The organism is Pseudomonas sp. S4_EA_1b (assembly GCF_016307435.1).
Lineage (GTDB): Bacteria > Pseudomonadota > Gammaproteobacteria > Pseudomonadales > Pseudomonadaceae > Aquipseudomonas > Aquipseudomonas rhodesiae.
On sequence record NZ_JAEILC010000105.1, the window covers coordinates 58,744 to 78,581 of the forward strand.

Below are 19,838 nucleotides of genomic sequence, written 5' to 3' on the forward strand. Positions count from 1 at the left end.
GGCAAGCCCGCTCACCACAAGAGCCGCAGCTACTGAGGTGATGGTTCACTGAAGGTGGGTAGGGAGCCATGCCCCGTTAGCAGTGGGTCAGTCAACCCAGCTGTTGCTGACTTACCGTCATCGGGGCAGGTCGAATCGGCACATCGCCCCTCCCACCTTTGATAGTCATTGCCTGGGCTGGATCATCCGGTGCAGTGCCGCGCAGTCTGCGGCATGCCAGTCCGTCAACTCGGGCCACGGGTTCTCCGGCAGGTTTACCAGCACGGTCCGCGTTCCCGCCGCACGGCCGCAATCGAGGTCGAAGCGGTAATCCCCAACCATCACCATCTCTTCCGGCGCTACCTGCCATGCCGCTGCCAGCTTCAGCAGGCCCCCCGGTTCCGGTTTGGGCGGTGCGTCTTCGCGGCCCAGCACATCGTCGGCGGCGAAGCAGTCGGCCAGGCCGATGGTCTGCAACGTAACGTGGGCCAGTTCCCGTGCGTTGCGGGTCAGGATGCCCAGGCGATAACCGCGCACAGCCAACTCGCGCACCAGTTCCACCGCACCGTCCGCTGCCACCGAGCCCAGCGCCAGTTCACGCTCATGCTCCAGTAACCAGGCATGTTTGGTCGCCGCCACCTCGGCGGGCAATGCCGCCAGGTGGGTGAGGATGTCGTCCTCGGGCGGAATCTCCAGGGCTACGCGGATGGCCGCGAAATCATGCACAGCCACCGTGAGGGTGCCGTCCATATCGAAGACCCAGTGCTTAACGTCCGTCAGGCTCATGCCCAATCCTTGCGATGGCGGATCAGCCCTTCCTGGGTTACCGACGCCACCAACTGCCCGGCGCGGTTGAACACGCTGCCACGGGAGAAGCCTCGGGAGTTGCCGGCCCACGGGCTATCCATGGCGTAGAGCAGCCAATCGTCGGCGCGCAGATCGGCGTGGAACCACAGCGCATGATCGAGGCTGGCGACCTGCATGTCTTTCTGCCACACGGTCTTGCCGTGGGGCAGCAACGAGGTGGTCAACAGGCCGAAGTCCGATGCGTAGGCCAGCAGGTACTTATGCAGCGCCGGCGCATCGGCCAGGGCGCCGTCGGCACGAAACCACACGTACTTGACCGGGTCGGACGGCTGCGGGTTGTAGGGATCTTTTTCAGTGACGGGGCGCACTTCGATCGGCTTGGCGCACAGCAGTTTGTCGCGCATGGGCTCGGGGATCAGGTGCGCACGCTGGCGTGTCAGCTCCAGCTCCGATGGCAGGTTTTCCGGGCCCACCACTACGGGCATGGTGCTCTGGTGCTCGAAGCCTGCTTCGTCGTACTGGAACGAGGCGCTGCATGTAAAAATCGGCTGCCCCTTCTGGATTGCCGTAACCCGGCGCGTACTGAAGCTGCCGCCGTCGCGCACGCGGTCCACCGAGTACACCACCGGCAACCCCGCATCGCCGGGGCGCAGGAAGTAACCGTGCAGGGAGTGCACATGCCGCGCTTCTTCGACGGTCTGGCTGGCCGCCGACAATGACTGGCCGAGCACCTGGCCACCGAATAACTGGCGAAAACCCAGGTCCTGGCTGCGGCCGCGAAAGAGGTTTTCCTCAATCGGCTCCAGAGTCAGCAGGTCCACCAGATCTTCCAATACTTGGCTCATTGAGCAACTCCTAAAAACGATAGGGCATTCCGGGCTGCTTATCCGTGCAGCGTGTCCAACCATTGGGCGCGGGTGATGCGGTACAAAACATGATGACGCAGCGGGTCGTCGGCCGCGACTTTGGGGTGCTCGAAATCGGCTTGCGGATCGTAATGCATACCGATGGCCTGCATGACTTTTTGTGAAGGCAGATTGGCCTCAGTGGTGAAGGCGACGATTTCATCCAATTGCAATCGATCGAAGCCACACCGCAGCGCAGTCCAGGCCGCTTCACTGGCGTAGCCCAGGCCCCAGTGCTCGCGCGCCAAACGCCAGCCAATCTCCACCGCCGGGGTGAAGCCGGTTTCAAAGCTGACGTTCTGCAACCCGGTGAGGCCAATAAACTCGCCAGTGTCCTTACGCTGCAAGGCCCAGAAACCAAAACCATATTCGGCGAAATGCCCACGGATGCGCCCGATCAAGGCGGCACTCTCCAGATGGCTCAACCGGGCCGGGAAATAGCGCATCACCTGAGGGTCGTCGCACATACTCGCAAACGCCTTGAGGTCTTTGTCGCGCCACTGGCGCAGCACCAGCCGCGCGCTTTCCAATTCCAGTATCGGCTCCATGGGGCCCCCTCCCTTGCCATGTGCGTGAGTGTACAGCGCTGTTAAGATCCGTCGCAGGTTCCCGTCAGAAAATTCCATGCCATTGCCACTGATTTACCACGATGACTACAGCCCCGAGTTCCCGGCAGACCACCGGTTCCCGATGGATAAATTCCGCCTGCTGCGCGACCACCTGGTGGCCAGCGGCCTGACCGAAGACCACCAACTGCTGCGCCCGTCATTGTGCCCGCCGCAGATTCTGGCCCTGGCCCATGAACCTGGGTATATCGAACGCTACATGAGCGGCGAGTTGTCCCGCGAAGACCAACGGCGCCTCGGCCTGCCCTGGAGCGAAGCCCTGGCCCGGCGCACGGTGCGGGCGGTCGGCGGCTCGATTCTGACCGCCGAAAAAGCCCTGGAACACGGCCTGGCCTGCCACTTGGCGGGCGGCACCCACCATGCCCATTACGATTACCCGGCGGGCTTTTGCATTTTCAATGACCTGGCGGTAATCAGCCGTTACCTGCTGGAAAGCGGCCGGGTCAACCGCGTGCTGATCTTCGACTGCGACGTGCACCAGGGCGACGGCACTGCGCGCATCCTGCACGACACCCCGGAAGCGATCACCGTGTCGCTGCACTGCGAAAAAAACTTCCCGGCACGCAAGGCCCATAGCGACTGGGACATCCCGTTGCCCATGGGCATGGGCGATGCCGACTACCTCAAGGTGGTCGATGACGCCCTCAACTACCTGCTGCCGTTGTATCAGCCCGACCTGGTGCTGTACGACGCCGGCGTGGATGTGCATAAGGACGACGCCCTCGGTTACCTCAAGCTGACAGACCAGGGCCTGGCCGACCGTGATGAACGCGTAATGCGTCACTGCCTGGGCCGTGACATTCCGGTGATGGGCGTGATCGGCGGCGGCTACAGCAAAGACCGCGTCGCCCTGGCCCGCCGCCACGGCATCCTGCACCACAGTGCGCAGCGGGTATGGACGTCATCAGGCTGTCATTGAACTGTGGGCCGTTACCCACAATGCCTGTGGAACGGCCTGTGGATAACTTGAGCGTAAGCGTCTACGAGCCAGTAGCTGTATAGCGTGTAGGAAGCTGTACATTTTTTGATCAGGCAAGGCTGCGTCGCTCGGGTAGAATGCTCGGCTTATTTCCGCGACCGTAGCCTCTGCCCATGTCCGACCTTTCTGCTCATCACGTCACCATTATCGGCGGCGGCCCTGCCGGCTTGATGGCCGCCGAAGTCCTGAGCCTGGCGGGCGTGCGGGTCGATCTGTACGACGGCATGCCATCGGTGGGGCGCAAGTTCCTGCTGGCCGGCGTGGGCGGCATGAACATCACCCATTCCGAAGCGTACCCGGCGTTTATCGCCCGCTACGCCGAGCGCGCGCCGCAGATGGCGCCGTTACTGCGAGGGTTTGGCGCCGACGACTTGTGCAACTGGATACACGGCCTGGGCATCCAGACGTTTGTCGGCACCTCCGGCCGCGTGTTTCCCACCGACATGAAAGCCGCCCCGCTGCTGCGCGCCTGGCTCAAGCGTCTGCGCGAACAAGGCGTGGTTATCCACACCCGGCATCGCTGGACCGGCTGGACTGCCGAGGGCGATTTACTTATCCACAGCCCGGACGGCGATAAAACCCTGCGCAGCGACGCGGTGTTGCTGGCCCTGGGCGGCGGAAGTTGGTCGCGCCTGGGCTCCGACGGCGCATGGCTCAAGCTGCTGGAAGATCGGGGCGTACCCTACGTGCCTCTGCAACCGAGCAACTGTGGCTTTGAAGTGTCGGCCTGGAGCGATTTGATGGTCAGCAAATTCGCCGGCGCGCCGTTGAAAAACGTCGCCATCGGCTTGGGGGACGACAAACCGCGGCTGGGCGAATGCGTAATCACCGCCACCGGCATCGAAGGCAGCCTGATCTACGCACTGTCGGCGCCGATTCGGGAAGCGATCAACCGCGACGGCGCGGCCACCGTGCATATCGATTTGCTGCCGAGCAAGGCGCTGGATAAGGTCCAGGCCGCCCTGGCCAAGCCGCGCGGTTCACGCTCGATAAGCAAGCATTTGCACAGTCAGCTGGGGCTGGATGGCGTGAAAGCCGCGCTGCTGCGCGAGTTGACGCCAGCCGAGCATTTCCAGGATCCCGCGCAATTGGCGGTGGATATCAAGGCGTTGCCACTGACGCTGGTGAAAACCCGGCCCATGGATGAAGCGATCAGCACAGCCGGCGGCGTGCCGTTCGAAGCACTGGACGAACGCTTGATGCTTAAGCAATTGCCGGGGGTGTTTTGTGCCGGTGAGATGCTGGATTGGGAGGCGCCGACGGGCGGGTATTTGCTGACGGGGTGCTTTGCCAGTGGTCGGGCAGCTGGGCGGGGCGTGTTGGAATGGCTTAATCGTTGAGATGTGTGGTGGGTTTGAAACCCCATCGGGGGCAAGCCCCCTCCCACAATTTGACTGTATTCACAAAACAAAAATGTGGGAGGGGGCTTGCCCCCGATAAGGCCATCAGCCACACCAAAAAATCACTTCTTCTTACGCGGCCCGGTATTGAATACCGGCACCTTACGCACCGGCTTGATCGAAGGCTCCGACGGTGCGACATCACCACTGTCCACCCACTTGCCCAAATTGCGCTTGCCGCCACCACCGGACGCCTTGGGCTTCTTCGGTTTTTTCGGCTTCTTCACCACCTGACCGCTGGCGTCGGTTTCGGGCACGCGGTGCTCCGGCTCGAACTCCGGCTCGGTTTTGCGCGTGAGGGTCTGACGGGTCAGCATCTCGATGGCCGACAGCATGTTCACTTCATCGGCGCACACCAGGGAAATCGCCTCGCCGGTGTTGCCTGCGCGGCCGGTGCGGCCGATGCGGTGGATGTAGTCCTCGGCCACGATCGGCAAGTCGAAGTTGACCACCAGCGGCAGGTCTTCGATGTCCAGGCCACGGGCCGCCACATCGGTGGCCACCAGAATCTGCACATCGCTGGACTTGAAGCGGTCCAGCGCGCGTTGGCGCGTAGCCTGGGGTTTGTCGCCATAGATGCCATCGGCGTTCACGCCCAGGCCCTGCAACTTGTCCACCAGTGCGTCCACGCCGTTGCGGGTCTTGGCAAACACCAGCACCTGCTTCCAGCGGCCTTTGCGCATCAGGTGCACAAACAGCTCCGGCTTGCGCTTCTTGTCCACCGGCACCACCCACTGCTTGACGGTGTTGGCCGCCACGTTGCGCGGGCTGACTTCGATGCTCAGCGGGTCGTTAAGCATTTGCCCGGCCAGCAGGCGGATATCATCGGAGAAGGTCGCCGAGAACAGCAGGGTCTGGCGCTTCTTCGGCAGCATGCGGTAGATGTTCGCCAGTTCTTCGGAGAAGCCCAGGTCGAGCATGCGGTCGGCCTCATCCAGCACCAGGGTTTGCAACTGGTTGAGTTTCAGCGCGTTCTGGCGGAACAGGTCGATCAGGCGGCCCGGTGTGGCGACCAGGATGTCGACGCCCTTGCGCAGCTTCATCATTTGCGGGTTGATGCTCACGCCGCCGTACACCGCGTAGGTGGTCAGCGGCAGGTGTTGCGCATATTCGGCGACGCTGGCGTGAACCTGCTCGGCCAGCTCGCGGGTCGGGCACAGGATCAGCGCGCGTGCCGAGTTGGCGGCGACTTTCGGCCCTTCCATGGTCAGCAATTGCAGCAACGGCACGGCGAAGCCGGCGGTCTTGCCGGTGCCGGTCTGGGCGGCGGCCATCAGGTCGCGACCGGCCAGCACCGCCGGAATGGCTTGCGCCTGCACCGGCGTCGGGGTCTGGTAGCCGAGCGTCTCAAGGGCGCGCAGCAAGGGTTCGATCAGGCCAAGGGTGGCGAAAGTCATGTAGTTACCGTAGGAAAAATCAACGCAAGGTCGCAATGCGCGGCAGTTTACCTTATTTCCGGCTTGGGCTTGCGCCACTGGGGCAGGCTGATCAACAGCACCGCGCTGATAATCACCAGCATCGCCAAGGCTTCTTCCAGGCCGATGCTCTCACCGACGAACACAATCCCCAGCAACACCGCCACCGCCGGGTTGACGTAGGCGTAACTGGTCGCCGCCGCCGGGCGTACGTGCTTGAGCAGGTACATGTAGGCGTTGAACGCGATGATCGAGCCGAACACGGTCAGGTAGGCCAGGGCCAGCCAGCCTTCCAGCGGCGGCAGGGCTTGCAGGTGTTCGCCGGACAGCGCACTGCCGAGCAGCAGCGCTACACCGGCCACCAGCATTTCCGCGGCACTGGCCATGGCGCCCTGGGGCAATGGCAACTGCCGGCTCCACACCGAACCGAACGCCCACGAAGCCGCCGCAAACAGCAACAACGCGGCCCCTATCGGACTCGATTGCAGGGTGCTGCCCATGTTGAGCATGGCGATGCCGACGATCCCCAGGATCACGCCGGCCCACTCCAGCCGCGTATTACGCGCGCCCCAGAAATAACCGCACAACAAGGTAAACAGAGGCACCGTCGCCACCGCCAGCGCCGCCACCCCGGACGACACGCCGGTGTGCTCGGCCACGCTGACGCCGCCATTGCCGAAGGTGAGCAGCAAAATGCCGATCATCCCGGCGGCTTTCCATTGCTTCCAAGTCGGCGCCGGCACCCCACGCCATCTGAGGTAGCCATACATCAACGCCCCCGCCGTGCAAAACCGAATCCCCGCTAGCAACAGCGGCGGCCAATATTCGACGCCGATGCGGATCACCAGGTAGGTGGAACCCCAGATCACATATAAGGCAAAGAAGGCAGCGATCAACGGTAAGGGAAAGCGACGTGGGCCAGGCATGGGGCGGCTCTATGACGGAAACGGGAGGCTTATTCTAGAAAGGCAGGCGGATAAAAATAAGTTACAAAACCTGTTTAAACGGCCCATACACTTTTCAAAACAGGGTTATGGGGGCTATAAGCTTTGTTTTCGAAAGCAACCGGTGATTGGAGCCTTTCTATGGACAAATACGACCGCATGCTCCTCAACGCCCTGCTTGAAGACGGCCGCGCGTCCTACGCACAACTGGCGCGCATCGTTAACCTCTCCGCCCCGGCCGTGGCCGAACGCGTGGCCAAGCTGGAGGCCAGCGGGGTAATCACCGGCTATCAGGCCAAGGTGGACCTGTCCAAAGTGGGCTTACCGATTCAATGCGTGATTGAACTGCGCCTGACCCACCACGGTAATCAAAAGGTCTACGACGCCCTCGCCGAAATCCCCGAACTGACCGAGTGCCACCGCGTCACCGGCGACCCCTGCGTGATCATGCAGGCGGCGGTGGGGTCGATGCAGGAGCTGGAAAACTTGATCAACCGGATTGCAAAGTTTGGGTTCAGCAAGACCTCGATCATCCTATCGAGCGCGATAGAACGGCGAGTGCCGTTGGGGCAGTTGGAGGGCAATGGGAAAACGCTTGGCTGATAGATCGCCATCGGGGGCAAGCCCCCTCCCACAGTTTTGACCGCGTTGACTGCGCAATCCGAAGGTAAACACAGATCCAATGTGGGAGGGGGCTTGCCCCCGATAGCGGTAGACCGGTCAGCTAATCCGTGACTGACACACCACAATCGGGGCAAGCCCTCTCCCACACTTCGAGCGGCGTTGTTCTGTCAGAACCCGCGATGTTTCTTCAGGTGCTCATTGATCTTCGCCGCCGGCACTTTCTGCAAGGTGCATAGCAGGTCGTGGGACAGTTCGCGCAAGCCGTGAGTCCCGCGCAACTCCTTGGCCAAATGCGCCGTCAGGTTGGCGGCCATTTCCGCGTCCGCCAATGCCCGGTGAGCCTTGCCGGTGTGAGGCAGTTGAGCGAAAGCATTCAAGGTGCCGAGCTTATGGTTGGGGGCCGAGGGCATCAGGCGGCGGGCCAGTAGCAGGGAGCAGGCGAATTTCTGCAGGCGGGTGCGGCGGATCAGGCCCAGTTCGAAGTCCCAGAACTTCTGGTCGAACGCGGCGTTGTGCGCCAGCAGCGGCGTGGTGCCGACGAACTCGTTGACTTCGTTCATCACCCGCTCGGCCGGTGGCGCGCTGCGCAACATGGCGTTGCTGATGCCGGTCAGTTGTTCGATAAAGCCCGGCACGCGCACACCGGCATTCATCAGGCTCTGGTAGCGGTCGACGATCTGCCCACGCTCAAGGATGACCACGGCGATTTCCGTGGCCCGGCAATGGCTACTCGGGGTGATGCCGGTGGTTTCAAAGTCGATGACCGCTATACGTTCCAAACCTGTTCCTACTCCGTCAAAACAACTATTTGAGCAGCAACGCGCCTTCGATCGGCACGTAGCGGCTGGCGGCGCGTATCAATGAATTGGCCGTAAGCCCCGGTACGCCATAAGCCACGGCTTCAACGCCATGTTTGTGGATGATGCGTTCGAGCAGCATGTCGAAATCGCCGTCGCCGGAGGCCAGCACCACTTCGTCGACGTGGTCGGCGGCGTCCATAATGTCGAGGGTGATGCCCACGTCCCAGTCGCCCTTGGCCGAGCCGTCGCTGCGCTGGATATACGGCTTGAGCTTTACCGTGAACCCCAGGTTGCGCAGGATCTGCTGGAACTGCTGCTGCTTGCTGTCGCCCCGGTCGATGGCATAGGCGTACGCCTCGACGATCTGCCCGCGCGAGCTGATATCAGCCCACAGGGCGGCGTAATTGAAGTGGCAGCCATAAGCCTGGCGCACGGTGTAATAGAGGTTTTGTACATCGGCGAACACTGCAATTTTCTTCACCGCACTTCCCCATGACAGCCATTTGGACCCGGCATACGGGGGTCCGCAAAGGCGCCAGTATGCCAGCCAGCGGGAAGTTTCCGGGAAAAAATCAGACCGGGGCGCTATGCCGCCCCGGTCTGGCTATGTTCAGACGAAGGAATCGTCGTCGCCGAAGGAGGAAGAATCGTCGGAATAATCGCTGTCGGCAAAGCTGTCGGCATTGTTGCTGCCCCAGCTGTCATTGCCGGCGTATTTCTGGTCATCGCTGCCCCAACCGCCTTGATCGCTGGCCGGCGCCGGTTGTTCGATGATTTCCTCCACCACCTGCGGTTGCGAGTTGTGATGGAACAGGCTGCTGATGCCCTCGGCCAGTAACACACCACCGGCCACGCCGGCGGCGGTTTTCATGGCGCCGCCAAGGAAGCCGCTGCCCATGGGCGCGGCAGGCGCTTGGGGTGGTTGCTGATAGTTCTGTTGTGGCGCGGGCTGGCTAAAGGAAGGCCGCGCCGGTTCGCGCCAACCGCCGCCCGTGGAGGCCGGAGCGCTCTGGGTCGGTTGTGCGTCGCGGGAGCCGCCGCCAAAGATGCTCGACAGGAACCCGCCACCGCTGGAGGCCGTAGGTTGCGCGGATTTGGCACGCTGCAACTCTTCCTGCAACTGCAGGATCTGCTGCGCCTGTTGCTTGTTCTGCGCGTCGAGGCTCTGGAGTGCGTGTTCCTGCACCAGAATCGACTGGGTCATGTAGTACCCGGCGGCCGGTTGGCGAGTCATATGCTCCTTGATCCGCGCTTCGGCCTGGGCGTCGCGGGGGGCTGAGTCCGTTTCGGCTTGCTGCAACCGTGAAAACAGTCCATCGATCAGGGTTTGCTCTTCGCTGTTCATGGCGACCTCGTTAGATTGCCGGTAGAAATCATGGTCCTGACCTTGATCAGGCCAGGTGCGTGCTAGTTATGGGGCTGTTACCAATTGTTTCAATGGTCTTTACTCAAGGTTTACGTTTGCGCCCCTGCGATGCTGATCGGTTAAAGTGTCGCCCTTGTTTACAGGCCTGCGATGAACCTGATGAATCCGTTAGACGTACTGCGCGACTCCTTCCGTTTTACCCAGCGCAATCTGGGCGCCATCGTTCAGTTGTGCCTGCCCTTGGTGATTCTTGAAGCGGTGCTGCAACAGGTGCTCGACCATACGCTGGGGGCGGATGCCTTCCCCGGTTACAGCGTGGTGGTGGGGCTGCTGGTGTACCCGTTGTACACCGGCGCCCTGATCCTGTTCCTAGATGCCCGCACCCGTGGCGAGGCGCCGCGTACCCGCGATGTGTGGGCGATGGCGCTGACCCTGTGGCCGCGTTTCGCGCTGCTGACGGCGATGAGTACGCTGCTGATTCTGCTGGGGTTGTCACTGTATTTTCTGCCAGGGCTGTGGCTGATGGTGGTGCTGGCGTTCGCCGAATACCTGTTGGTGCTGCGCGACATGCCGGCACTGGAGGCGATGAAAGAAAGTTTTCGTCTGACGCGCGGCCACTTCTGGCGCATCCTGGTGTGCCTGCTGTGTGTGATGACGCCGCTGTGGCTGCTCAAGGGCGTAAGCGTCGCGGCGTATCCCGAACCCGCGCCATTGCTGGGGGTATTGATCGACAGCGCCCACAGCTTCCTGCAATTGTTCACCAGTGTGGTGCTGTTCCGTTTATTCATGCTGATCGGTGGCGACGCCGACGCACGGTGATATGCTCCCCGCCACTCCTGACACGCCATAAGCCGAGCCGATGACCCGTTTATTGCGCATCACCTTGCTGGGCCTGTTGTTGATCGCGGGCCTGTTGACCGCGTTGATCTACAGCCTGACCTGGCGCCCCGAGCCCAAGCAGACCCTGCCCGTCAGCTGCGTGGCGCCACGTGCGCCGACCCTGTTGCCCGGGCAGGCGCTCAAAGTGATGACGTGGAACGTGCAATACCTGGCCGGCAAGAACTACGTGTTCTGGTATGACACCCCCGACGGCAGCGGCCCGGATGAGCGCCCCACCGTAGAAGACATGGCCGCCAGCCTCGACGAAGTGGCGCGGGTGATCCGCGACGAACAACCCGACATCCTGCTGTTGCAGGAACTCGACGAAAACGCCAAGCCCTCCCATTACCAGGATCAACTCGCGTTGCTGCAAGAGCGCTTGGTGGACCTCTACCCGTGCAGCGCCCAGACGTTCGACTGGAAGGCCGATTTCGTGCCCGACCGGCATATCTTCGGCAGCGTCGGCCGCAAGCTCGCCACCCTCAGCCGCTACCAGATCGAACACGCCGAGCGCCTGCAACTGCCGGCGCCCGATGCCGGCTTGATCAGCCGCCAGTTCCAGCCCAAGCCGGCTCTGCTGCTGACGTATTTACCCCTAAGCGACGGCGGCCAACTGGCGGTACTGAACACGCGCCTTAGCGCCGACATGCCGGGACGCAGCGTCGCACAGGAACAGGTGCAGGCCACGGTCAAGCTGCTGGATAAATTCGAGGGGCGTGGCACGCCGTGGTTGATCGGCGGCGATTTCAACCTGCTGCCGCTGGGGCAATTCCTGCGCCTGGACGCCAGCAAACGCGGGCAATATTCGCCGGACAGCGAACTGCATCTGCTGTGGGATAAATACCCGATGATCCCCAGCAACAGCCAGTCCAGCGGCATCGACCGCGAGAAGTGGCTGACCTACTTCCCCAATGACCCAAGCATCGATGGCCCGGATCGCACCGTCGATTACCTGTTCTACAGCCCTCGTATCAAGCGGGTGGAGGCCAAGGTGCGGCAGGAGGATACGTTGCGCATTTCCAACCATTTGCCGGTGATTGCCCGCTTCCTGCTGCCCGCCGCGCAATAACTGTGGGAGGGGGCTTGCCCCCGATGGCGGTATGTCAGTCAGCTCTCTAACTGGTCCACCGCTACCGGGGGCAAGCCCCCTCCAACATTTGGAGGCTTAGGGTTACGACTTTCGGGGTTTGATCCGCGCGGTCGGCTCGGCTATCAGCGGATCATCCGGCCAGTAATGTGACCTATCAAATTACGTTCCTTCGATTGACACCGCCAAATCGCCCGTAATCCCTACCTATGATGCTATTTCGGCGACTCCCCATTGACCGTCAAACTCACCCCCATTGATTGACAAAAACTGACGCCAATCAAGAGAAGGTTTGACAGGTGTACCAGAGCACGTCAGGTCTTACAGCACAAAATGTTTGACACTGAACATTCGGCCCACTACTCCCGAATGCAATCAAACAGAGTTTGAACCTGCGTCCCTGAGCGCCCGCCATGCCCAGATCTTTTCTTCAGCGCCCCTTGAAAGGGTGACGCACGTCCCCATTTCTCTGTGAACGCCCCCGCAACCTCTTCGCAAGGGAATGCTCACCATCATGACTACTGGGAAGTTGATCGATCGCTTTGAAGGGCCGTCAGGCCGCGCCGTTCTTGAGGAAGTACTGCTTGAGCAGAAGCTGGTACTCGGAAATCAAGACCTAGCACGCCGCCTCGCAGAGGTAGGAACGCTGGAGGAGATCGCTAAGGATGCTGTGCTCATTACCGAGGACGCGGAGGACTCCGAGGTTTATTTCATCATCACAGGGCATTTCCAGGTGAAGGTCCATGATCGTGAAGTCGCAACACGAGGGGGCGGCGATCACGTCGGAGAAATGGCTGCTCTGGTCCCAACAGCGAAGCGCTCTGCTACTGTACTGGCCACCGAGCCCTCGATTGTCTTGAAGGTCAGCGCGGCAGACTTCAAGTCCATTGCGGACGCGTATCCCTCGGTTTGGCGACAGGTCACTCGGCAACTGGTCGATCGACTACACCAGCGAAACGACATGGTGCTTCCTGCCCATCAGTCATCCCACGTATTCATCATTTGCTCGGTCGAGGCACTCCCTATTGCCCGGGCAATCGAGAATAACCTTGAGCACGACAAGTTCTTCGTAAAGACCTGGACACAAGGCGTTTTCCGCGCATCGCAGTACGCCCTTGAAAGCCTCGAAGAGCAACTGGACGAGTGCGATTTTGCCATCGCAATCGCACAGCCGGACGACTCCGTCACAATGCGCGAGGAAACCAAGAATACGCCGCGCGACAACGTCATTTTCGAGCTTGGCCTGTTCGTAGGACGACTTGGCAGGGCACGAACCTTCCTTCTTGAGCCTAGGGGTGACGAGGTACATCTGCCGTCAGATCTGAAAGGGCTGACAACCATCGGATATCGCCTAACGAAAAGTGAAGACCAGCTGCCCTCCAGCCTATCTCCAGCCTGCAATCAGCTACGCACCATTTTCAACAAGCTAGGACCGAAGTAACGGATATCTGTCAACAAGCAAATTTGGCATGCGCTTGCCTACCGCATTGCAGCGCGCCCAATCACCCGAAGGAGTGATCGATGAGCAAGAGCTGGAACCATGATCGCGCTGCAAAACACATAGACCAGAAGATCGCTGATGTTGAGGAAATCACCATCAAGGATTACGTGCGCGACATGTCGTTGGAATCGATTCCTACCAGTACCGCGTACCGCGTGGATGGGGTCCACATGTATGCGGACATCATGAATCTCGAGGACATGCTGAACATCACTGCAGTCGAGGGCACAGAGTGTCACAAGCGCACGCTGCGCTTTCTTGACCAGCACTACCGGGCAGTCAAGCGAATTCTCAACAAGGTTGATGCGCGCCGCGTCGACTTCCACAGTCAGCGGCTGCACTCCCTTTTCACTAAGCCGTACAACACTGAGTCCGGCGCTGAGACCAAGCGTGTTCAACGCGCCGTTGCGACTGCGCAATTGATCATTGACGTGCTTGCAGAGACGGGCGACGACGATGAGCAAATCCCAGCAGCCAAGGTTCGAATTGGCATCGATACCGGCCTAGCTCTTGCTGTAAACAATGGCCGCAGCGGGTACCGCGAACCCTTGTTCCTGGGCGATCCAGCGAACCATGCCGCGAAACTGGCCAGTAATAACAAGGCCAGGGGTATCTATCTGACCAACAATGCTCGTAAGGCCATCGGCCTTGCGGAAAGCGATGAGCCGGAAAAATCTGCCCTAACCGCGATAGAGATCAAGGCATGTCAGGATGCGGCCAAGCTGGATGTCACGTCCGACGAGATCGTCGAGGAGTGGCGTGAGGATCTGAAAAAGAACCCCATTGGCGGTTACCAGTTTTCCCGCCAAACCCCACCCCTGCGTGATATGGACATTTACTCGCTGACTCCGGCCAACTCGAAGCGACAGGAGATGGTGAGCCTCTACGCCGATATTGATGGCTTCACAGCCTACGTGGCCGATCACATCAACGAGAAGACCGACGATGTCGTGCGGACTTTGCATGTCATCCGCTCCGAGCTGGAGCGGGTCGTGACTTCCGACTTCGAAGGGCGCCGGGTGCGCTTCATCGGAGACTGCGTGCAAGCCCTATCCTGTGACGGCACCGCGCATACTACTGACGAAGAGAAGTCAGTATCCGAGGCCACACGGCTAGCAGGTGCACTGCGCAGCAGCTTCAATCTCGCAATTGAGCGGCTGAACGCCGAAGGTATTGAAACCGGCGACCTCGGCCTCGCGATTGGCTTCGATCTGGGCCCAATAGCCGTCACGCGCCTGGGCGCCAAGGGTAATAGAGTTAGGTGCGCTATCGGGCGTAGCGTGATCGAGTCTGAGAAACGCCAATGCGCGTGTTCGGGGGTGGAAACCGCGATCGGGCAAGTAGCTTACGACGCAGCATCGAAAGCTGTGCAGAACCTGTTTGGGAAGAGTCGTAAGACATCACACCTGGACTACAACGAAGCTACCGAAGCCCTGGCAGATGATGGGGACGCATCTGCGAAGCAAGCTCGCTCGGAAGCCTATGCGGGTTCCGCCGCCATCATTCGCGCAGATGAGCGTCAGGTGCAGCCCCACTCCCGCCAGAAAGTAGACGGCAGCCGTTGAGCACAGCGCTCGACCTGATTGCACAGGTCGCCCCAGATTTCGGGGGTACCTGTGTAACATCCGTTCCGCAGACAGCAACGCTTGATCTTCCGATTCGGCTGGTGGACGGGAGAACGCTCCCCTACAAGCTGCATTTACGCCAAGACGGTGAATGGATAGAAGCACGCGAAAGCACACCACATCACTTGCCAGGCTTTTGCCCGGAACGGCACATCAATTATGATGGTACGTTCTGTCTGTTTTACGCGGGCGCCAATCCGCTTCCTGTCTCAGACGAGCCGTCCGCTCGTGCCTGGCTTGAGACAATCTACAAATACCTAAAGCTTCAAGAGCGCGCTCGCACTCTGCGCAGATGGCCGAATGGTTCCGCGTGGGCACACGGCGACGCAGCTCGACATCAACTGCGAGCGCAGAAGGCTGCGAGCGCAATCAGTGGCAAAATCGCTAACGATCTTGCGGTAAATCAGCTAGGGCTCAAGCGCAGAAAGTCCAAAGAGCGACCTATCTTGGATGTGATCTCCGGAACAGTGCCTTTGTTTAGCGTGTGGGAAAAGTCCCGGCGGGTAATCAACCAAAAAAGGCGCTGCTTCTGCGGCCTGTATGGACGCCGCCGTCCTAAACGAATTCGACGCTGCCATGACCATGCAAAGCAGGCTACCGAACTGGCTTTCGCATTGCGGGACTGGGAAGAGGCTGAGCGGCAATATTGGGACTCCATGCACGGCAAGCCTTGCTGTGGTTCCTGCGATAGCTGCCCACTCAGCCCATAAGTCCCGGTGTAATTCGGGCTGGTCCCCAGGCGAGTCGGCATCTGGACTAGCAGCCCGCCGCTCATACCGGGGACGTTTCGTCTGATCAGGCAACTGGCAGGAGCAACAACAGGATCTTAACCCTGAGCAGTCGAAGGCCATGATGACCGGCCGGTACCCCGTTTTTAGTACTTGGCAGAAGTAACGGCCAGGCCACGGGGGCCTACCTCAAGATGCTCCTAAAAGAGAAAATAAATTAATGTACGCCAGGGCTTCCAGCCCCTCCCCTTCGAACATAACATCACGTCACGTTACAAACCTAAGCCAGGTGCCCATGCCTATGAAAACTAGCAATCGCGTTGTGATCGAGGTTGATCCTGCCCAAAAGCAGCAGATCTACGCCGCACTCAAGGCGCGTGGGTTGACCATGCGTGAGTGGTTTCTGCAGCAGGTGAGTCAGGAGCTTTCCATTCCGCAGCCCACCCCACCCTCCAGTCAGTCGAGCAACGATTAAGTATTTCTCAGGGAGTCGAGCAGATGCTCAAGACAGTCAAGCAGGCATGCACATTCAACCCCATCATTCGCGACTACCCAACTAGGCGAAGAGGAAGCCATCAAGCCCTACTGGGTCAATGGCCCTCGCGCGGTCGATCAGGCTGGCTGGAAGAAAATTATCGGGGACAAACCGACCCTGATCATGCTCGATGAGTTGCCGCCCTACCTTGAAAACGCGAGCACTACTGTCATCGGCGGCGGTACGCTGGCTACCGTGAGCACCTACACACTCAGCTGCCTGATGAGCGCCGCTCTGGAGTTACCGCGTTGCTGCATTGTGATTGCCAACCTATCCGGCAGCTATGTGGCTCAGACCAAGGCAATTGCCGAAGCAATCTCTAACCTCCAGCAAGAAGCCAGTCGCCAAGCGAGCACCATCACCCCCGTGCAGTTGGCGGGTACCTGTTCATCCCTAGCGCCTCTCCGCCTTGATGCTGGCAGATTCAGTCTGGCCTCGCGGTTCGACCTACCGAAATATCGGCGGTTACATTGTCCCCAGAGCTTCAGACCCGGCTGTTACCGGCCACGCCTGTCTGGGTAGGGAACGAGTGGTGGAACAGTCGGTTCCGTCGGGCGTTAACCTGCGGAACAGAAACCCATGCGACTTTCAGGTCGCACTGCCGAAATGGTGAGTCGGCCGCGGGAACTGCCCCCGCAGCCGCTCGCAGAACCGTACGTGACACTCTCGCGTCATACGGCTCCCGTTATCCAACCTTGCTGCCCGGTCACTCGCCAGTGATGAAACAGCCGGGGTACCACAGTCCGCATCTTGTCCAGCCATTGGCTAATGCGCCGCTTGCGCCTATGAAGGGCCTTGTATTTTCGTCGGGCCCAGCGTTCAAGCGCGCGGTCAATGTGCTGGAAGATGCCAAGCATGGCTGTCCGATAGAACGAGCCATAGTATTGCCACCACCCCTGTATCACTGGATTGTAGAGCCGAGCCACGTCGACCAGCGTCACGTGGGTTTGGCGATTGAGTCGCCACCTGCGTACCGCTTGCCGCATCCGCTTTAAGGCATCCGCACTCGCTCCCGGAAGGAAGCTCGTGAAGAGCTGGTCTTGTTTGCTGAGCGCCTTCCTCGGCCTAAAGGTGAAGCCGAGGAAGGTAAAGCTCACATGCGGATAACCTGCGCGACGGTTACTGTCCTTGCAGTACACGACTTTCGATTTCTCCGGGTGCATCGTCAAGCCACAGGCAGCCAGCCGTGAAGCAATGGAGCGCATCACGTACTCCGCTTGCTTTCGACTGCGGCAGTGCACCACCGCATCATCGGCGTAGCGGGCAAACGGGCAGTTGGGGCTGGTACGTTGCATCCAGGTGTCGAAGGCATAGTGCATGAACAGATTCATCAGGAGGGGACTGAGCACTCCACCTTGCGGGGTGCCGCGTTCGCGTGGGACGCGCATGCCGTCATCCGTTTCGAACGGCGCAACCAGCCACCGCTCGATGTACAGAAGTATCCAGTCCTCCTTGATGTGCAGGCGCACCGCCTTCATCAGCAACCCATGATTGATCTGATCGAAGGCTGCCTTGATATCAAACTCCACCACCCAGTCGTATCGCCAGCAGCGCTCACGCGTGATCGCCACCGCCTGCTTCGCTGATCGTCCCGGCCGGTACCCATAGGAGTCCGAGTGGAAGATCGAGTCCAGCTCCGGCTCGATGAGAAGCTTGACCACGGTTTGCGCGACACGATCACCAACCGTGGGCACTCCCAGCTTGCGCGTGCCTCCCGATGCCTTGGGAATTTCTACTTGCTTGACCGGAGGCGGGAAGTACGACCCCGACGACATCCGATTCCACAGCTTGTAGAGATTCTTAGACAGATCCCGCTCGAAATCGGCGATGGTTTCATCGTCGATGCCGGCAGCACCGCGGTTGGCCCTGACCTGCTGGTAGGCGTCCCATACCGTGCGTTTCGCTATGTCATAAGGTTTCGCCGAGCTCACGCCACTCATCCCCGGAGGTTGGCAACGCTCGTCGGCCGGATAACGCCGCCCCTTCGCTCCACCTCCATTACAGAGGCTTCATCGCTACTACGGGAAGCTCCGCCCCTCGTTCCAGCATCGGTATTCTTCCTCATGGTGTTGGCCATTTGTCATTTTCCTTCGCATCTGGAACAAGGTTCTCACGTTCCGTACCAAAGCCTGTATGAAGATCATGCCGCCTATACACCGGCTGCCATCGGGTCCGTAAGCAGGTAACGCCCCGACTTGTCCTGAAGCCAGTACTCCACCTCAGTTTCGGCAGCACCTTGGGCATAACGATGCGTCATCGGACGGTTTGCTTTCGCTCATCTTCTCCATACTCACCTGCCATCCTCAGGGATGACTTTTCCTCGGTCGCTCACCACCACACCTTTTGGATGCAGCAGCACCGGGTGGTTTGAAGTCCGCTCCTGCAAGCCGACTTCGGAAGGCCTACTTCCATCTTCGGCACAGCAGCACAGGTCATCTGACCTGTGTTCGTGACACACAATACTGGTTTCCCTTCTTGGTCTGGTGCATTTCCGGGTCGCGCTTGCCGTCCTTGTTCTTGGTCGAACTGGGCGCATTGATCAGCGTTGCATCGACGATGGTGCCCTGGCGCAGCGACAGGCCGCGGTCGCCCAGAGCCATTGATGACAGCGAGGATGCCGGCCGCCAGCTCGTGTTTCTCCAGCAAGCGGCGGAAGTTGAGAATGGTGGTTTCGTCGGGGATGCGCTCCAGGTTCAGCCCGGCAAACTGGCGCAGGATCGTGGTTTCGTACAGCGCTTCCTCCATCGCTGGATCGCTGTAGCCGAACCAGTTCTGCAGCAGATGCACACGCAGCATCGCCATCAACGGGTAGGCCGGACGGCCACCTTCACCCTTCGGATAATGTGGCTCGATCAAAGCAATCAAGCCCTTCCACGGCACCACCCGATCCATCTCGATCAGGAACAACTCCTTGCGGGTTTGCTTGCGCTTGCCAGCGTACTCGGCGTCGGCGAAGGTCATCTGCTTCATCGGGAAACTCGGTGGGTGGAATCCGGGTATTTTGCCAAAATCTGGAAGTCTTCTTCAGAGTTTCCCTAGTGTGCGCTCTCTTGCTTGGATGGCATTACGTTCTGGCCCAACGTTACTGTAGCGAATCCGCAGCAGTATCAATCAAAGCCTCCTGTATCCCGCGTGAAGAAAGACGCTACGTTGCGCCCGTTCTTCCACGGCTTCGCTTGCCGCCCCGCTACGGCAGATTCGAAGTATTCATCGAAATGTCATCCTTTAGAAACAGTGCGTTAACAAGGAATTTCTACCCTTTGCATCGCGAACCGCAATTGTGCGGCCAGCAATATTGCGAAAGGTGATCAAATGACGCCCCATCCGATACAGGACGCCGTGCTGCGGGTCGACCGGTTGAGCGTCGTCTATCCAGGCGGCGTGACAGCCCTACGCGATACCTCGATTGCATTTCGGCGTGGTGAGTTCACCGTGCTGCTTGGTCTCTCGGGCGCAGGCAAGTCGACCTTGCTCCGTAGTCTCAATCGACTCGTCACGCCCACTGGCGGCAGTGTCACCAGCGAACTCGGTGAACTCGGCAGCGGCTCGGCCTTGCGTCAGCATCGTCGGCGTACCGCCATGATCTTTCAGCACCACCAGCTAATCGAACGTCAAAGCGCACTGGCTAATGTGCTTAC

19 protein-coding genes and 1 pseudogene are annotated in these 19,838 nt (G+C 60.1%); 10 read left to right on the forward strand and 10 right to left on the reverse strand.

All coding sequences use genetic code 11. From position 1 onward, the window contains the following. Window positions 1–165 precede the first annotated feature (165 nt). Genes YA0848_RS28270 through YA0848_RS28280 form a run of 3 tightly spaced genes read right to left on the reverse strand, consistent with a single transcriptional unit; the run spans window position 166 to window position 2,239 of the window. Window positions 166–765 (reverse strand): HAD family hydrolase, encoded by a 600-nt coding sequence (locus YA0848_RS28270; protein ID WP_169903399.1) that lies wholly within the window; start codon window positions 763–765, stop codon window positions 166–168. After that, window positions 762–1,631 carry an acyl-CoA thioesterase II gene (tesB, locus tag YA0848_RS28275; RefSeq protein ID WP_034100868.1) on the reverse strand — a complete coding sequence of 290 codons (870 nt, stop codon included), beginning with the start codon at window positions 1,629–1,631 and terminating at the stop codon, window positions 762–764. Before tesB ends, YA0848_RS28270 begins: the two co-directional genes overlap by 4 nt. Before the next feature lie 38 nt (window positions 1,632–1,669). After that, window positions 1,670–2,239, reverse strand: coding sequence for a GNAT family N-acetyltransferase (locus YA0848_RS28280; protein WP_034100869.1), 570 nt, complete (start codon window positions 2,237–2,239; stop codon window positions 1,670–1,672). Between the two features lie 76 nt (window positions 2,240–2,315). Here YA0848_RS28280 and YA0848_RS28285 point away from each other — a divergent pair, with 76 nt between their 5' ends. Both YA0848_RS28285 and YA0848_RS28290 read left to right on the forward strand, forming a co-directional pair. Then, entirely contained in the window at window positions 2,316–3,236 is a 921-nt protein-coding gene (locus tag YA0848_RS28285) for a histone deacetylase family protein (RefSeq protein ID WP_169903398.1), read from the forward strand. Window positions 3,237–3,409: 173 nt separating this feature from the next. Further along, window positions 3,410–4,636: a TIGR03862 family flavoprotein gene (locus tag YA0848_RS28290; RefSeq protein WP_034100871.1), complete on the forward strand. Its 1,227-nt coding sequence runs from the start codon at window positions 3,410–3,412 to the stop codon at window positions 4,634–4,636. A gap of 122 nt (window positions 4,637–4,758) precedes the next feature. On the opposite strand, the gene YA0848_RS28295 is transcribed toward YA0848_RS28290, so the two are convergent. Together YA0848_RS28295 and yedA are read right to left on the reverse strand one after the other, a co-directional pair. Further along, window positions 4,759–6,093: a DEAD/DEAH box helicase gene (locus YA0848_RS28295; protein WP_184316202.1), complete on the reverse strand. Its 1,335-nt coding sequence runs from the start codon at window positions 6,091–6,093 to the stop codon at window positions 4,759–4,761. 47 nt (window positions 6,094–6,140) lie between these two features. Continuing rightward, complete coding sequence (gene yedA, locus YA0848_RS28300) at window positions 6,141–7,037, reverse strand: drug/metabolite exporter YedA (RefSeq protein ID WP_034100873.1); 897 nt, start codon at window positions 7,035–7,037, stop codon at window positions 6,141–6,143. A 159-nt stretch (window positions 7,038–7,196) separates the two neighbouring features. Between yedA and YA0848_RS28305 the strand changes: the two genes are divergently transcribed. Further along, the gene (locus tag YA0848_RS28305; protein ID WP_034100874.1) at window positions 7,197–7,658 is read left to right on the forward strand and encodes an Lrp/AsnC family transcriptional regulator; all 462 of its coding nucleotides are present in this window, start codon (window positions 7,197–7,199) and stop codon (window positions 7,656–7,658) included. A gap of 188 nt (window positions 7,659–7,846) precedes the next feature. Here the strand turns inward: YA0848_RS28305 and YA0848_RS28310 are convergent, their stop codons facing one another. The 3 genes from YA0848_RS28310 to YA0848_RS28320 all read right to left on the reverse strand — a co-directional run bounded on the left by YA0848_RS28310 (window position 7,847) and on the right by YA0848_RS28320 (window position 9,824). Beyond that, window positions 7,847–8,458 (reverse strand): 3'-5' exonuclease, encoded by a 612-nt coding sequence (locus YA0848_RS28310; RefSeq protein ID WP_034100875.1) that lies wholly within the window; start codon window positions 8,456–8,458, stop codon window positions 7,847–7,849. A 25-nt stretch (window positions 8,459–8,483) separates the two neighbouring features. After that, window positions 8,484–8,960 (reverse strand): LabA-like NYN domain-containing protein, encoded by a 477-nt coding sequence (locus tag YA0848_RS28315; protein ID WP_034100876.1) that lies wholly within the window; start codon window positions 8,958–8,960, stop codon window positions 8,484–8,486. 129 nt (window positions 8,961–9,089) lie between these two features. Next, window positions 9,090–9,824, reverse strand: a complete 735-nt coding sequence (locus tag YA0848_RS28320) for a DUF2076 domain-containing protein (protein WP_184316204.1) — start codon at window positions 9,822–9,824, stop codon at window positions 9,090–9,092. A 180-nt stretch (window positions 9,825–10,004) separates the two neighbouring features. Between YA0848_RS28320 and YA0848_RS28325 the strand changes: the two genes are divergently transcribed. The 6 genes from YA0848_RS28325 to YA0848_RS28345 all read left to right on the forward strand — a co-directional run bounded on the left by YA0848_RS28325 (window position 10,005) and on the right by YA0848_RS28345 (window position 16,140). After that, entirely contained in the window at window positions 10,005–10,664 is a 660-nt protein-coding gene (locus tag YA0848_RS28325) for a YciC family protein (RefSeq protein ID WP_034100950.1), read from the forward strand. A gap of 40 nt (window positions 10,665–10,704) precedes the next feature. Further along, window positions 10,705–11,793, forward strand: coding sequence for an endonuclease/exonuclease/phosphatase family protein (locus YA0848_RS28330; protein ID WP_034100878.1), 1,089 nt, complete (start codon window positions 10,705–10,707; stop codon window positions 11,791–11,793). Between the two features lie 532 nt (window positions 11,794–12,325). Beyond that, window positions 12,326–13,252, forward strand: coding sequence for a Pycsar phage resistance system effector protein PycTIR (gene pycTIR, locus YA0848_RS28335; RefSeq protein WP_010562503.1), 927 nt, complete (start codon window positions 12,326–12,328; stop codon window positions 13,250–13,252). A gap of 80 nt (window positions 13,253–13,332) precedes the next feature. Next, complete coding sequence (gene pycC, locus YA0848_RS28340; RefSeq protein WP_003127475.1) at window positions 13,333–14,877, forward strand: Pycsar phage resistance system uridylate cyclase PycC; 1,545 nt, start codon at window positions 13,333–13,335, stop codon at window positions 14,875–14,877. Next, window positions 14,874–15,647: an E2 domain-associated cysteine-rich protein gene (locus YA0848_RS36790; RefSeq protein WP_073624886.1), complete on the forward strand. Its 774-nt coding sequence runs from the start codon at window positions 14,874–14,876 to the stop codon at window positions 15,645–15,647. The genes pycC and YA0848_RS36790 overlap by 4 nt, the downstream gene beginning before the upstream one ends. 319 nt (window positions 15,648–15,966) lie before the next feature. Next, window positions 15,967–16,140 (forward strand): hypothetical protein, encoded by a 174-nt coding sequence (locus YA0848_RS28345; RefSeq protein WP_016712140.1) that lies wholly within the window; start codon window positions 15,967–15,969, stop codon window positions 16,138–16,140. Between the two features lie 731 nt (window positions 16,141–16,871). Here the strand turns inward: YA0848_RS28345 and ltrA are convergent. Beyond that, window positions 16,872–18,140 (reverse strand): group II intron reverse transcriptase/maturase, encoded by a 1,269-nt coding sequence (gene ltrA / locus YA0848_RS28350; RefSeq protein WP_010562502.1) that lies wholly within the window; start codon window positions 18,138–18,140, stop codon window positions 16,872–16,874. 519 nt (window positions 18,141–18,659) lie between these two features. Continuing rightward, window positions 18,660–19,170: pseudogene (locus YA0848_RS28355) on the reverse strand (IS5-like element ISPst7 family transposase); the annotation flags it as partial. Window positions 19,171–19,512: 342 nt separating this feature from the next. Between YA0848_RS28355 and YA0848_RS28360 the strand changes: the two are divergent. Continuing rightward, window positions 19,513–19,838 (forward strand): ATP-binding cassette domain-containing protein (locus tag YA0848_RS28360; protein ID WP_198731461.1); only part of this gene is annotated, 326 nt, incomplete at its 3' end.

Excerpts from the sequence above, each read along its gene's own strand:
- YA0848_RS28270 (WP_169903399.1), bottom strand. The coding sequence starts at position 765 with ATGAGCCTGACGGACGTTAAGCACTGGGTCTTCGATATGGACGGCACC.
- tesB (WP_034100868.1), bottom strand. The coding sequence starts at position 1,631 with ATGAGCCAAGTATTGGAAGATCTGGTGGACCTGCTGACTCTGGAGCCG.
- YA0848_RS28280 (WP_034100869.1), bottom strand. The coding sequence starts at position 2,239 with ATGGAGCCGATACTGGAATTGGAAAGCGCGCGGCTGGTGCTGCGCCAG.
- YA0848_RS28285 (WP_169903398.1), top strand. The coding sequence starts at position 2,316 with ATGCCATTGCCACTGATTTACCACGATGACTACAGCCCCGAGTTCCCG.
- YA0848_RS28290 (WP_034100871.1), top strand. The coding sequence starts at position 3,410 with ATGTCCGACCTTTCTGCTCATCACGTCACCATTATCGGCGGCGGCCCT.
- YA0848_RS28295 (WP_184316202.1), bottom strand. The coding sequence starts at position 6,093 with ATGACTTTCGCCACCCTTGGCCTGATCGAACCCTTGCTGCGCGCCCTT.
- yedA (WP_034100873.1), bottom strand. The coding sequence starts at position 7,037 with ATGCCTGGCCCACGTCGCTTTCCCTTACCGTTGATCGCTGCCTTCTTT.
- YA0848_RS28305 (WP_034100874.1), top strand. The coding sequence starts at position 7,197 with ATGGACAAATACGACCGCATGCTCCTCAACGCCCTGCTTGAAGACGGC.
- YA0848_RS28320 (WP_184316204.1), bottom strand. The coding sequence starts at position 9,824 with ATGAACAGCGAAGAGCAAACCCTGATCGATGGACTGTTTTCACGGTTG.
- YA0848_RS28325 (WP_034100950.1), top strand. The coding sequence starts at position 10,005 with ATGAATCCGTTAGACGTACTGCGCGACTCCTTCCGTTTTACCCAGCGC.
- YA0848_RS28330 (WP_034100878.1), top strand. The coding sequence starts at position 10,705 with ATGACCCGTTTATTGCGCATCACCTTGCTGGGCCTGTTGTTGATCGCG.
- pycTIR (WP_010562503.1), top strand. The coding sequence starts at position 12,326 with ATGACTACTGGGAAGTTGATCGATCGCTTTGAAGGGCCGTCAGGCCGC.
- pycC (WP_003127475.1), top strand. The coding sequence starts at position 13,333 with ATGAGCAAGAGCTGGAACCATGATCGCGCTGCAAAACACATAGACCAG.
- YA0848_RS28345 (WP_016712140.1), top strand. The coding sequence starts at position 15,967 with ATGAAAACTAGCAATCGCGTTGTGATCGAGGTTGATCCTGCCCAAAAG.
- ltrA (WP_010562502.1), bottom strand. The coding sequence starts at position 18,140 with ATGAGTGGCGTGAGCTCGGCGAAACCTTATGACATAGCGAAACGCACG.